The sequence below is a fragment of the Oligoflexus sp. genome (assembly GCF_035638955.1).
In the GTDB taxonomy this organism is placed as follows: domain Bacteria; phylum Bdellovibrionota_B; class Oligoflexia; order Oligoflexales; family Oligoflexaceae; genus Oligoflexus.
Window position 1 is genome coordinate 26,684 of sequence record NZ_DASQYZ010000228.1, and the last position, 12,866, is coordinate 39,549.

Consider the following 12,866-nt stretch of genomic DNA (forward strand, 5'->3'; position numbering starts at 1 on the left):
AGCCAAGCGGAGGCCAATAGTGCCTTCGCATTACTTGTAATGATTAACCTTAAGACCTTGATTGTAAAAGCATAACAGCCTGTAATTAAGCCAAAAGCCAAGGGAACCGATGAGGTACATAAGCAACACCCATGGAGTCGCCTATGCAAACCTGGCCCCGAAGGCTTTTGATCAGCGTCGTTATGTTGAGCGGGCTTCTCGCTTGCCAGCAGCCATTGCCGGATCAAACCGAGGAAGAAGAAACCACAGCCGACATCCAGGTGGAATCCAGCGTGCCTTCGCCCTTCATGATGGCCGTGAAACTGGCCAATGTTCCCAAGGAGCAGTTGGACCAGAAATTCGCAGCGCTCGGTGTCAAAGCCCGGACTGGTGTTGACATCTACCGCATTTACTACCGAACAACCGATATGAAAAACAATCCTGTGAAAGGCACTGGCCTTGTCATCGTGCCGATGATACGGCTGCCGGTTTTCCCATGGATCAGCCTTCAGCATGTGACGATTACAGGCGAGGCTCAAGCGCCCAGTAATAAACCGGAAGAGGGAATTTTTGAGGCTTCCCAGGGCTTTATTACAGTTGTTGCCGATCAGATCGGCTTTGGTGGAACTACCGGGACCACCCATCCTTATCTCTTTAAGAATGCTTATCCCAAAGCCTTGGTCGAAATGCTGCGTGCCTCCAAGACGTTCATTGCGGCCAACGGCCTGACGGTTGGTCCCCTCTTCCTGCGCGGTTATTCCGAAGGCGCTTATGCAACGATGGCTTTGCAGAAAGCCATCGAAACGCAGCACGCCACCGAATTTCAGCTGGTCGCGTCAGCACCGGGTGCTGGCCCCTATGAGCTGGAGCAAACGGCTATGGGAAGCATGGCTCTGCCTCAGGTCAATCCCGTGAACCTTTCGCTCCTGGCTCTCTCGTATGCTCAGTATTTGGCGCCGGAAATTGATTTGAGTAAAGTATTTGCCATCAGTCTGGATGAAGTCAAAAAGACTTTGGATGGCAGCAAATCGTACGAAGATGCCCTGAAGACTTTGCCATCAGCCCCATCGGCGCTCTTTAAAGCCGAATTCATAGCTGACTTTACTCAGGCGCAGCCCACCACGCTTGAGGCGCAGACGCTGCGACGTTTGCTGAAAGAGAACAGCCACTTCAAGGATGGCTGGACTCCGAAAACACTGACCCGTTTCTATCACTGTCGCGATGATGAAGCGGTGCCGGTGCAACTCACGGATTATGCCATGGGAGCGATCAGCGCTTTGGCCCCGAATGCTCCGATTTCCAAGGTGATCATGGACAGCCCGGATGCCTCGAAGCCCTTTCGCCATCAAACGTGTCCGCTCTATTATTCAGCGATCAGCTGGTTCGGCGAAATCCTGGCAACCCAGGCGCAACCTCAATAATCAGTACGATCTTTGTAAGAGTTTCATAGCTAAAAGGCGCAGGGCAGCGCCTCTTTCTCCCCATGACAGCAGGTTCTGCAAAGCTTCCTCGGTGAGACGTTCCGCCCTTGCATGGGCTTCATCATGCGGCATTAAACTCAAATACGTGAGCTTACCGGAATCGGCATCCTTGCCCTGGGATTTACCGGTCGTTCCACTGTTATCCAAAAGATCATCGATGATTTGAAAGGCGAGGCCCAACTGCGATCCAAAGGTTCGCAGCCGCTCGACGACATCCGGTGCCGCCTGCCCCACCAGACCCCCAAGAGCGCAGGCCGCTGCGATCAAAGCGCCGGTCTTATTCAGATGAATGGCATCGAGATCCTCGGCGGTAAATCCCGACCGTCCCGTCCAGTGCATATCCAAATCCTGGCCATAGACCATCCCGCGACCACCGGCCGCGAGGCTTAAGGTTTTCACCAGCTCGACCAGCGTTGCGCTCGGAACATCCGGTGTTTCAAGGAGAAGGCCCATCGCATCGGTGAGCAGGGCGTCACCGACGAGAAGTGCGGTGGCTTCATCGAAAACCTTATGCGTCGTGGCCCGGCCTCGACGCAGATCATCATCGTCCATGCACGGCAGGTCATCGTGCACGAGACTATAGGTATGAACGAATTCCAAGGCCATGGCAGCGGGCAGGGCTTTTTCCCAGGACGAGCCGACCGCTTCGGCTGCGGCCATCGCCAGGAGGGGACGAATGCGTTTGCCCTGGCCTGCCAATGCATAGCGACAGGCTGCATGCAAACGAGTGGGAGCACTGTAAAGATTATTTTGAGTCTTGAGCCATTCCGCTTCGAAGCGTTCCAGCCACGGGGATAACTCGATAACACTTACCATAACCACCCTCCTGATACGGGCATTAGACCAAAAGCGACCCGGCCTGTCCAGTGCGCCGGCTTCGGTCGACAGGCACAGCTGGGGAGGGGGGCCTGTACAACTCTCCAAGGCAAGCCTAACACGCTGATACTATTATTTAATTAAAATTTACCAGCTAATCCTGTGAGATACCCTGGAAATTTTCAAGTTTTTATCGGGAATACCGACTCTAAACTATCGAATTGTCGAGGTGAATGGCATGCATAGAGTCATAAAGCTGCTTTGCCTGGTCGCATGGGTCCTTGCAGGACTGGCGCGAGCCGAGGAGCGCTTATTGATTCTGGACCCGGATCAAGGCCGGTACACAGTGGGCCCGGTGGCGGATGTGTTTGAAGATAAAAGCCGCAAAATGACCTTTGAAAAAGCCCAACGAGCCTGGGAAAAGGGACGTTTCAAGCCCGAGGTTCAGGAACTCCCGAACTACGGTTTCACCGGTAGGGCCTACTGGTTTCATTTTCGGGTCATCGGTAAGGACATCACGCGCGAGCCTTGGTTTTTAGGTCTTGAATATCCCTTGATTGATCGCATCGATCTCTATTACCAAGATGAAATGGGCGAGTGGCAGCACAAGGAATCGGGGGATCGTCGCGCCTTTGAGAGCCGTGATCTGAAGAACCGCTTTTTCTATTTTGATATTCCGGTCCAGTCCACCCAGCCCACGGAAATTTATCTGCGTCTGCAAACCAATGGTGCTTCCGAGTTCCTGCTTTATTTCAAAACGCTGCATGAAATCATGAAAGAAGACCACGAAAGCCAGTATGTTCAGGGCATGTATGTGGGACTTCTGGCCGTTATGATCGCCTACTATCTGCTTATGACGTTTGGTGCCCGAAGTCTGGAAAATCTCTTTCTGACATCGTTTCTGCTGGCCCTCCTCTTCTTTAAAATGGCCATGAATGGCCTTGCCATCGAATATCTTTGGTCGAATGTGATCTGGTGGGCCAATGCATCCGTTGCCTTTTCGGTGCCCTTTGTCTTTCTTACGGCCCTGCTGAATGCCTATAGCTTTTTGCCCATCAAAAATTATCGCCGGCTGCAGATCGTTTATCTCTTCTTTATCAGCCTGCTTGGTTTCGAGTGCCTGGCCAGCTTTGTCCTGCCCTATATCGCGGTCAAAGCCTATGTCATGTCTGGACTCATGGCGACGATCCTAATCTTTTTCAGCAGTATCTTTATGCTGGTTAAAGGCTATAAGCCTGCGCGCTTCTTTATGCTGGCCTGGGTCTCTCTGATGATGGGAGCGCTTCTGTTCGGTACCCAGAAATTGGGTCTGATTCCGGTGAGTTTTTGGTCCATGCATGGTGTTGAAATCGCCACCGCCGCCCTGGTTGTCCTCCTGTCCGTCGGTGCCGCTGACAAGGTCAATGAGATCAACAAAAAGATTCGAAGGGCCCAGAAGGTGGCTCTCCAGGCCCAGGTGGAAGCCCGCCGCGTGACCGAGCAGATGAACTCCCAGCTCGAGGCCCAGGTGAAGGCCCGGACTATCGAACTTTGGCAGCAGACCAAAGACATGAGCGTTATGCTCAACAATATCCAGCAGGGCATCTGTACGGTGGATGGGGATGGTATCATCCACAAGGAATATTCGAGTTATTTGGAAAGCATCCTGAATCACAAAAATCTGGAGGGTCAATCACTCTTCAGTTTGATCTTTGCCCGATCGGATCAATCCACTGAAAAAGTCCAAATGCTGCATTCCGTCCTGGAATCCTGCATGGCCGAGGATGTGATTAATTTTGAAATCAACTCGCATCTTTTGCCAAGGCATATTCAGCTTATTCAAGGTTCCGAACGCCGTGACCTGGAGATGGAATGGGCGCCGATCGAAGATGCGGATAACAAGGTGCAAAAAGTTCTGACGGCCATTCGTGATGTGACGGAAATCAAGAAAGCGGAGGCCATGGCAGCAGCCCGGCAGCGGGAACTGGAAATCATGGGCCGCATTCTGGATCTGCCGGCTTCCAAATTCAAACGTTTCGTCCAGTCGACGCATCACCTTTTGCAGGACTGTTATGCGATTCTGGAAAGGCCCGATCTGAAGGACTCGTGGGCCATGATCCTGCGCAACGCTCACACCATTAAGGGTAATGCGCGGACCTACGGCTTTGAAGAAATATCCAAAGTGGTGCATCAGGTTGAGAACGGGCTCTTTAGTTTTGATCGCAATAACCTCGGTCCGACGGAGCGGCAGTTCTCTTTGCAGGGCCTTAAAGCCGTCGAGACCCTGCTTGATGACTATCGCATCATTCATGACGAAAAATTGAAACGCGGGGCTTTCGCCGATTTTGAAACGGCCATGGTCCGCCTCTCGAGTCTGGTGGTGCAGCATAGGGAGCAGATGAGTGCTTACCTGCACAGGGAATTCATGGATATCCTCGGTCACCTGGATCAGCTGAACGTGAATAGTTTTCACAAAGCCCTGCAGCCTATTATCAGCTCCCTGAAGCCGCTGGCCGAACAGCTGAGCAAACGCACGCCGGAAGTGGTGATTCAGGGGACGGATTTCTATGTAGAACCGAATCAGATCGAAATGCTCGAGGATATTTTCGTGCATGCCTTCCGCAATAGTCTGGATCATGGGTTTGCACCGGACGAGCAGGGGCAAATAACTCTGGCTATCGTGCACCAGGACCAGCACACGGACATCATCTATGGTGACAGCGGCAAGGGCCTTAATTTGCCCGTCCTGCTGCGCAAAGCGCTGGATAAAAACCTGCTGACCGACCAGGCGAGTGACGAAGAAGTAGCTCATACCATCTTTGTGCCAGGCATCTCCAGCGCCCAGGTCGTGACCGAAATCTCGGGGCGTGGAGTCGGCATGGAAGCCGTTCGGGCTTTTGCGAAAATGCTTGGCGGTGATGTGGAGATTATTCTGGAAGGTCCGGGCCAGCTGCAGGGCTATCGTCAATTCCGCCTGAGGATTCGCCTGCCGCTGCAGAAGCGCATCGTGCAGCGCTCCCTACAGCGGGTCTCCTGATTAGCTTCAGGCGGTCTTTTTACGAAGATTGCGCGGACCGGACTGCAGGAATGTCGGCGAATAGTTATCCGTGTTGAAGAAATGCAAGGCCGTATGCGACGAATCCAGCTTGCTTTCCTTGACACTCTGTTCGACATCAATGAGTCCAATAAATTCTGTATGCTTCAAAGGGTCGACATTGATGATCAGGCTGTCGACATGCTTGTAGCAAAAGAAGAGGCCTAAACCGGCGCCACCGCTTTCCTCACTGAATTCGGGTATGCCCTTGATGGAGAAGCAGCGGGTTAAGCATTTCAGCACCAGATCGCGCGTGATGGAACCAAAAGGATCCGTCACTGAAATGGCAATACGCCGACCATCGCTGCCAAACTCCAGGCGGGCCGCCTGCGTCACGGGTAGCACCACTGATTCGGTGCGACTCTTATGATTGTGCAGGCGATTACCCCGATTGTCCGTGGGGGCATCATAGACCGCATTCATCAGCAGTTCTTCTGTGACCACTTCCATGTGTTTGATAATCGAACTTCGCAGGCCCATGGTACGGCCGTACTCTTTGATGAAGTTCACATACTCGCGTCGTGTGGAGGCATCGCGGATGTGAAAGGTCCAGGTGTGCGCGCCCCAGGCCAGATATTTTTTCAAACCAAAAATATCATTGTGCATAATCTTGGCAATGGTCCCCAGTAGGTCGCTGTTATTCAGCGCGTTCTTGGAACCCTTGGCGATAAAATTGGTAAAGTGGCGAAGATCGGACAAGTAGGGGAAGATCTCGGTCAGAGGCGACTGGGACATCACGATCGTTGGAATTGTCGCCAGTTCGATACCACGGCTGATCAGATGCTGATGCCCTTCCATATCCAAAGCGTAGGTATTGACCTGATGCTCCAGGACGGCTTCTTCCAGCTTCTTGAACGACTCGGGGGCGATCACTTCGCAGCCTGTGGCTGTGAGAATGCGCAGGGCATCACGACGGTTCTTGCGTTGCGGATCAAAGAAGAGAATTTTATTTCTATGCATGGATACCGGTACCTCGATCCCAATTGGCCTGCAGATTTTCTGGAGGCCTGGCCGACAAAAAAATGGCCTCTTTAGGCTCGGAATGTCGGGGGCGGAACCTGAGAAGGCCCGGCCCTGGAATGGATAAGAGCTTGAAATTCTCACCAAAATTATATACCCAGAAGAACGCGAACCAGCTGCGGAGAAGGCACCATGATGCAGGAACCAGCCACGACTAAAATTCTCGATTCTTCCGTTTTGGAAGGTTTACGCGTTTATGCCAAGTCAGGTGCATTTCTTCAGCAAGTCATTGATATTTTTGAACAACATGGACGCTTGTCACTCGACGAGCTGTTTGCAGCCTCGGAAACAGATGACGGCGAAACCGTGCGCCGCGTGGCCCACCGGCTGAAAGGCAGCTGCCTGAATGTGGGTGCGACACTCATGGCCCAAAAGCTGAGACATCTTGAGCAGTTATGTGTTGCGAATGCTTCGCGGGATGATACCCATGGCGTGATCGCGGGCCTGCCAGATGTGTTCGCTGACACCTGTAATGCCTTGAAATTAATTCCTTGATTCCAATGCCCCCCAAGTCCTGGTCCCGATCTGCCGAAGATTAAAAGGGGAATTTCCCATCATGATTTTATGATCTTTGGCAGGGATGATGGCGTTTCGACGAAACATCTTACAACGGCTTCGCCACGCAGTGGCCCGGAACCTCTTCCGGCCCAAGCTTGGCGACATTTACGCCAAAGCCAGTCAGAGCTATCGCCGCCGTTACCACCGCCATGATGTGTCGTTTTACGAACTGGCGTTTGTCACGCTGGGCGATAAGACATTCCGCATTCTCAATATCAGTTACGGTGGCCTGCGCGTGCGCGGCGACAACCTGGAAGCGCTGGCCCCTTTACTCAAGAGCGGTCAGGTTGTGCAGGCTTCCATGGCGATCATGGGCTCTTCCTATAAAATGCCCGTGAGGGTGGTGGCTCTGGATAAGGGCATGGCCGGCCTCAGCTTTGAGCGTGTGCACAGTCTTGATGAACAATTTCTCACGCGTTTTCTGTATTTCATGGATGCCGGAATTATGCTCAAGGCGCTGCCCAAGGGCAGTGTCGGTGATATTTATCAGAATCCTGCGTGGCACTCGTATGGTGGATTAAAAGGTGCCATTGAAGTGCATCTGCATATCGATGGCCAGAGCGAAGTCGTGGAAGCTCACGTTTTCTATCTGAATGGTTTGCGCCAGGATTTTGCAGTCTTCACCTCGCGCGGGATCACGGTCTCGTGTATGCCCAAACGCGAACTGAAGTCGCGGGATAAGCGGGAGATTCTGGTTCATGTGCTTTGCATTATGCTGGGCCTGAGGCAGGTCGGACGCACCGACCGACTGGATCCGCTGATACAAGGCGGTCTCACGAAACTTTTCCGCCCCAGCAATAAAACTGGTTAAGTTCCTAAGGCGCGATGTTCACCAAGATGAACGGGTCGCGGCGACAGCCTTCAAACCGGTTAAGTGCCTGAGGCGCGATGTTCACCAAGATGAACGGGTCGCGGCGACAGCCTTCAAATCGGTAAAGTGTCTGAACGGGTCGAGGCGACAGCCTTCAAACCGGTTCAATATCCCAGGCCCGATACTCACCAAACCGAACCGGCAGACGCAGACAGCTGTCGTAGTCTTCACCTGTCAGAATATGATGCAACGCGCGAATCACGCCGGCGTGGGTGACGAGCAGCAGGTTTTCACCGGCCGACCAAAGATCAGGATCCTGCAGCAGAGCTTGCACGCGCGCAATGATTTGCAGAAATGATTCCCCGGCTGGAGGGGAGCGACGCACGACATCTTCGGTCCAGTATTCACTGATCACTCGCGGGATGTCATCCCACAACTGCCCTTCCCAATGGCCAAAGGAAAGCTCCATCAGCCTTGGGTCTTTTTGCACAGCGCCTACCTGAAGATCGGTCGCCAGACGATAGCAGCGCTGCAGGGGGCTGCTGATGACACGAGCATACGACCGTCCGGGCAGGATCTCCTGCACGCTGCGCAGATCATCTCCATACGTGTCAGCCAAAGGCACATCAATTTGCCCATAACAAAGGCCAGGGCTGACAGCCACAGGGGTATGACGGAGAGCCACCAGACGTCGTTTGCGTTCAATCATCGAGACCTCGTTGTCCGTTTTCCAGTTCACCGCGTGTGGTCGGCGCCAATGCAAACCAGCGGCGTCGATAGAAGTAAAGCCACAGAGAACCCGCCGACAATGCCATCAAACTCAAGGCAAAGGGATAGCCGTAGAACCAATCCAGTTCCGGCATGTTCCACTTGGATTCGCGATTGAAATTCATGCCGTACAGCCCGGTGATAAAGGTCATGGGAATAAATGTCGCCGTGATGATCGTCAGAAACTTCATGACTTCGTTGGAATGATGGGTTTGCAGCGAAAGGTGCAAACTGATCAGAGTTTTCGAACTGTCTTTCTGATTTTCCAAAAAGTCGAGGATCTGGATCGTGTGATCATAACAGTCGCGCATATAGACGATCACGTCCTCGGTGATCGGCGATTCCGGATCACGGATCAGCTGGCTCAGCAGTTCCTTATGGCTCCATAGTATACGATGGAAGTAGTTCAGTCGGGAACCTATATTGTAGATTTCCAGGATCGCGGCAGGCTTCAGCGCATGGACCACTTCCTCTTCGGCCAGCTCCAGTTTGTGCGCGAAAAACTCCGCAATGGGAAAATAAAGATCAATCACGGCATCGATAATCGCATAGCACAGATAATCACAGCCCTTGTGCCGAATCTGACCGACTTTTTTCTGAATCCGGTTGCGGATGGATTCCATATAGTCGACCGGAGAGTTTTGAAAACTCACCACAAAATTCTGCCCAATAATGATGCTGACGTGCTCACTTTCGTTGCGCGCGTCCAGGCGCGGAATATGCACCGTAATAAAACTATAGGTGTCGAAATATTCCACCTTGGGCCGCTGATACTGGTTGATGATGTCCTCGACCGTCAGCCGGTGAATGCCTAGTTCCTGGCAGAGCTTCTGTATAAGCGGTACATTGCCGAGGCCAATGATGCTGATCCATGACACCTGGTGCTGTTTCACCAGCTCCGAAAGCCCTGGGACTTCGGTCAGGGTCCGGGCATCGAGTTTTTCGTGATCATAGGCCATGAGCACGAGTCGGGTCGGGGTGGGATCGATGGGTTCGATCACGGTCCCGGGGCTGCTGCCGGGTGGAGGACGGTGGAAAATGTTGTAACGAATGCGACGTTTGGCCAGTAATTTGTTGGGCACCGTGCTTGTCTCCTTGTCATGCTTATGCGTTTAACCCTGAGCCGAGGCGTAGCGCCGTAAACCCCTTTGCCAGAGCCAACGATTCAGCAGAAAAAATCCTGCGACCACAGCCAGCATATGCAGCACCGAACCCCAGCCCACATCATCAAACAGGGCCTGGGCCGGTATCGAGGCAAAGACTGAAAAAGGAACGATACTGAGGAGGATGCCTTTGATTACACCATGAAAGATGTGGTGCGGTCTTGTGGCAAAATTCACCGCTTCAAAATAAATGGAAAGAGGACCCTCGGTGCTTTCCGTCCAGAAGATACTCATCAAAAGAGCAAAGATAAGCAAAAAATACAGGAAACTGGCGGCCACGATCATCATTCCATAGACCACATAGGCTTGCCAGGACAAAGGTTGGGAATAGTTCTGCAAGGCCCATATTAAAATGGATACGGCAACGCTGACATTGATGAGGGAACCAAAATTAATATGACGAAATCCGACGAAAAACCAGGATGAAATAGGTTTGGTCAGGTAGTGATCCAGGGCTCCCAGCCGATACATCTGCTGGAAAGCGTGATACATGTCCGCGAAGAAAGTCATCTGGAGGGCATCCACCACCAGAAAGCCACTGATAAAGACCATCGCTTGAGCCCGGTTCCATCCACCGATGAGCTCGGTGTGACTGTACAGAATTTCATAGAAACCCAAAAACACGCTGTAGTAAAATACATCCATAACCACGCGAAACAGAAGTTCGGCACGGAACTGCATGGCGCGTGATGCTGCAAAGCGTAAAAAATTGAGATAGATGCGAACGTAGCGCCAGATCATGGACGTTCCTCTCAGGCTCCGATTCCCGAATAATTCCGCACGCCGCGAGCAAAGCTGAAGCGGGCGATGACGTTAAAGACAACCAGCCACACGCAGGCAACTCCGCAGACCTGAAAAAACGTAAGCCACGACATTTTACCAAGCAAGGCTTCTGCAGGCCAGGCGGCGAGTATAGGAAACGGTGTATAGAAAAGGACCTCGCGTGCCCAGGCTGGGTAAAGGTCCAAAGGAATCAGCTGGCCGCCCAGCAGCATGATGAGAAAACTGAAGAGAATCAGAAGCGACCACACCTGTTCAAACCAAAAGGCCATGGTTTGCAAGGTGGCATTCATGATAAAGCGGATCGTGATCCCGAGCAGGACCAGGACCAGGAACTGAATCAGACTGGATGCTCCGGGCAATGGCATGTCCTGTAGGGCAAAGAGCACCCAAAACAGCAAGAGAGCCAGCGAGCTTTGCACCAAACTCACGAGCGATCCACCCAGGTGCATAGCATAACGAAAGCCAAAATAGGAAACGGGGTAAACCAGATATTTGTTCAGAGAGCCGGAATAGATATCGTCGCCTATCCCTCCGAACTGGTCGGTATTCACCTGGACTTTACGAAGGAGGGACGTAATCAAGGAATAAAGCACCAAGATGCGCAGCGTATATCCAGGGAAAGCCTGGCCGCCCCGTGATTCCAGGACCGCGCTCCAAAGGTACCAGTTGATGGACGCCACCACAAAAACTTCCAGGCCCAAGCCGATCCAAAATCCCCAGGGATAGGCGAGGCGCATACGGATCTGTCCGGACATCACCTGATAGAACCACCTCATGCCAGCTCCCGTGCCGTCTGCAGAGCATCGATGATGCTGGCGAGATCATCCTCTTCGATCGCGAGGTCGACCAGGGGCGCTGCGCTGAGAATTTTAAAGATTGTTTCACTGACATCATCCTTCGGCACAGACAGGATCAACGTGCTGGCATCCTCGCCATCATCCTTGGCCACGGGACAGACGCTCAGGATCGCGGCTTTCATCGCATCATCTTTCACACCCAAACGGATCTTGCGGGTCTGGGCATAGCGGCTGGTAATGTCTGCGAGTTTACCGGAAAACACCAGCTCGCCATCACGCAGAATCAGGAGGCGTTCACAGAGTGCGGTGACATCTTCCATATAATGGCTGGTCAGAATCATCGCCGGCTGAAAATTGCGACGGTAGTCTTGAAGAAAGTTTCGAATCGCGCGTTGTGATCCGATATCCAGGCCGATGGTGGGTTCGTCCAGGAAAATCACCTTGGGCTGATGCAGAAGCGCCGCGACCAATTCAAATTTCATGCGCTCGCCAAGACTGAGGCGGCGAATCTGAGTTTTCAAAAGCTTCCGCAGATCGAGGGTATCGAGAAAGTAATCCAGACGCTTGTGATAGTCCTTGAGGTCAATGCGATAAATTTCCTGAAGCAGGAGCAGGCTATCGGCCGCCGGTAGGTCGGGCCATAGTTGGGATTTCTGACCCAGAATCAAGGCGATCTGATGTTTGAACTGCGCTTTTCTTTGCCAGGGGACAAAGCCCTGGACGTCAGCCGTACCGGAACTCGGGTGCATGATGCCGGCGAGCATCTTGATCAGCGTGGTCTTGCCAGCGCCATTGGCACCAAGGAGACCCACAATTTCACCAGGAGCCACTTCAAAGGAAATGGGCCTCAGGGCGTGCCGGTCTATCCAGCGTCGGTTAAAAAGACCTTTGATGGAACCCAAAAGGCCCGGATCCTTTTCATGAATGCGATAGGTTTTCGAAAGGTTGGAAACCCGAATCACGTTGTGCCTTTCTTCCGTTCGAGTGCCGTTCATCATAACACCAATTTTCATGCTTTGACTGCTGTTGCTGTGAGCGGCATGGTGACACGGTTCGCGTCGCGTCGATGACTTTTGTTGAACACCCGTTCCATGCTTGCAGTCTTCGCTGGAAACTGTTAATTCCAAAACATCTTTCAATTCATTTGTGGGCAAGGGTTTTATGGCTCTTCGTCGCATCACTGTAAGTCTTTTATTCCTGGCGGCGTTCGCTGGCGCGGCTCTGCTGCTTTGGCAAACCCAAGCCCCATCGCAGCATGGCGGGGAAACTCTTCGTCCTCAAGCCTTTCCCGTCTCGTCTTTCGATTTCTCCTATGCATCCCAGAGTTATCTTAATCCCGCGTTACCGAATGGGAAGGCTCAGGCTTCGGGATTCACGATAGCCTGCGAATCCAAGGGTTTGGTGCATCTTTCCGCGCAGTCTCAGGGTGACCTGACTCTGATTTTTGAATTTACAGATGTGCTCTGTGGTGAAGCCAACGTGATGGCCGAACGTGGCCTCGCTCGCACCGTTCAGTACAGTCGCGAATTTCTGGCCTCCCCTGCGGCGTCGGGCGCCCTTGACTCAGAATGCCCTGCAGACCATGCTGGCCGACACCCAGGCCAATGCATCGGCCGC

At 52.7% G+C, this 12,866-nt stretch carries 12 protein-coding genes; 5 read left to right on the forward strand and 7 right to left on the reverse strand.

The features are described from left to right. The first annotated feature begins 143 nt into the window (after nt 1-143). A complete protein-coding gene (locus tag VE954_RS21565) occupies nt 144-1,400 on the forward strand; it encodes a hypothetical protein (protein ID WP_324956625.1) in 1,257 nt (418 codons plus the stop codon). On the opposite strand, the gene VE954_RS21570 is transcribed toward VE954_RS21565, so the two are convergent. Continuing rightward, entirely contained in the window at nt 1,401-2,276 is an 876-nt protein-coding gene (locus VE954_RS21570; RefSeq protein ID WP_324956627.1) for a farnesyl diphosphate synthase, read from the reverse strand. A gap of 238 nt (nt 2,277-2,514) precedes the next feature. Here VE954_RS21570 and VE954_RS21575 point away from each other — a divergent pair, with 238 nt between their 5' ends. Next, the gene (locus tag VE954_RS21575; RefSeq protein WP_324956629.1) at nt 2,515-5,292 is read left to right on the forward strand and encodes a 7TM-DISM domain-containing protein; all 2,778 of its coding nucleotides are present in this window, start codon (nt 2,515-2,517) and stop codon (nt 5,290-5,292) included. 6 nt (nt 5,293-5,298) lie between these two features. On the opposite strand, the gene VE954_RS21580 is transcribed toward VE954_RS21575, so the two are convergent. Further along, entirely contained in the window at nt 5,299-6,309 is a 1,011-nt protein-coding gene (locus VE954_RS21580) for a hypothetical protein (protein ID WP_324956631.1), read from the reverse strand. 192 nt (nt 6,310-6,501) lie between these two features. Between VE954_RS21580 and VE954_RS21585 the strand changes: the two genes are divergently transcribed. Further along, complete coding sequence (locus VE954_RS21585) at nt 6,502-6,864, forward strand: Hpt domain-containing protein (RefSeq protein ID WP_324956633.1); 363 nt, start codon at nt 6,502-6,504, stop codon at nt 6,862-6,864. An 85-nt stretch (nt 6,865-6,949) separates the two neighbouring features. Then, nucleotides 6,950-7,738 (forward strand): PilZ domain-containing protein, encoded by a 789-nt coding sequence (locus tag VE954_RS21590; protein WP_324956635.1) that lies wholly within the window; start codon nt 6,950-6,952, stop codon nt 7,736-7,738. Between the two features lie 154 nt (nt 7,739-7,892). On the opposite strand, the gene VE954_RS21595 is transcribed toward VE954_RS21590, so the two are convergent. Genes VE954_RS21595 through VE954_RS21615 form a run of 5 tightly spaced genes read right to left on the reverse strand, consistent with a single transcriptional unit; the run spans nt 7,893 to nt 12,262 of the window. Then, on the reverse strand, nt 7,893-8,447 hold the full coding sequence (locus VE954_RS21595) for a histidine phosphatase family protein (protein ID WP_324956637.1): 555 nt from the start codon (nt 8,445-8,447) through the stop codon (nt 7,893-7,895). Beyond that, nucleotides 8,440-9,588: a magnesium/cobalt transporter CorA gene (gene corA / locus VE954_RS21600; RefSeq protein ID WP_324956639.1), complete on the reverse strand. Its 1,149-nt coding sequence runs from the start codon at nt 9,586-9,588 to the stop codon at nt 8,440-8,442. The genes VE954_RS21595 and corA overlap by 8 nt, the downstream gene beginning before the upstream one ends. A 30-nt stretch (nt 9,589-9,618) precedes the next feature. After that, the gene (locus tag VE954_RS21605) at nt 9,619-10,410 is read right to left on the reverse strand and encodes an ABC transporter permease (RefSeq protein WP_324956641.1); all 792 of its coding nucleotides are present in this window, start codon (nt 10,408-10,410) and stop codon (nt 9,619-9,621) included. An 11-nt stretch (nt 10,411-10,421) separates the two neighbouring features. Continuing rightward, nucleotides 10,422-11,228, reverse strand: coding sequence for an ABC transporter permease (locus VE954_RS21610; protein WP_324956643.1), 807 nt, complete (start codon nt 11,226-11,228; stop codon nt 10,422-10,424). Beyond that, nucleotides 11,225-12,262 (reverse strand): ABC transporter ATP-binding protein, encoded by a 1,038-nt coding sequence (locus VE954_RS21615; protein WP_324956645.1) that lies wholly within the window; start codon nt 12,260-12,262, stop codon nt 11,225-11,227. Before VE954_RS21615 ends, VE954_RS21610 begins: the two co-directional genes overlap by 4 nt. A 148-nt stretch (nt 12,263-12,410) precedes the next feature. On the opposite strand from VE954_RS21615, the gene VE954_RS21620 reads away from it, so the two are divergent. Next, the coding region (locus VE954_RS21620; RefSeq protein ID WP_324956647.1) for a hypothetical protein at nt 12,411-12,866 on the forward strand (456 nt) is incomplete at its 3' end.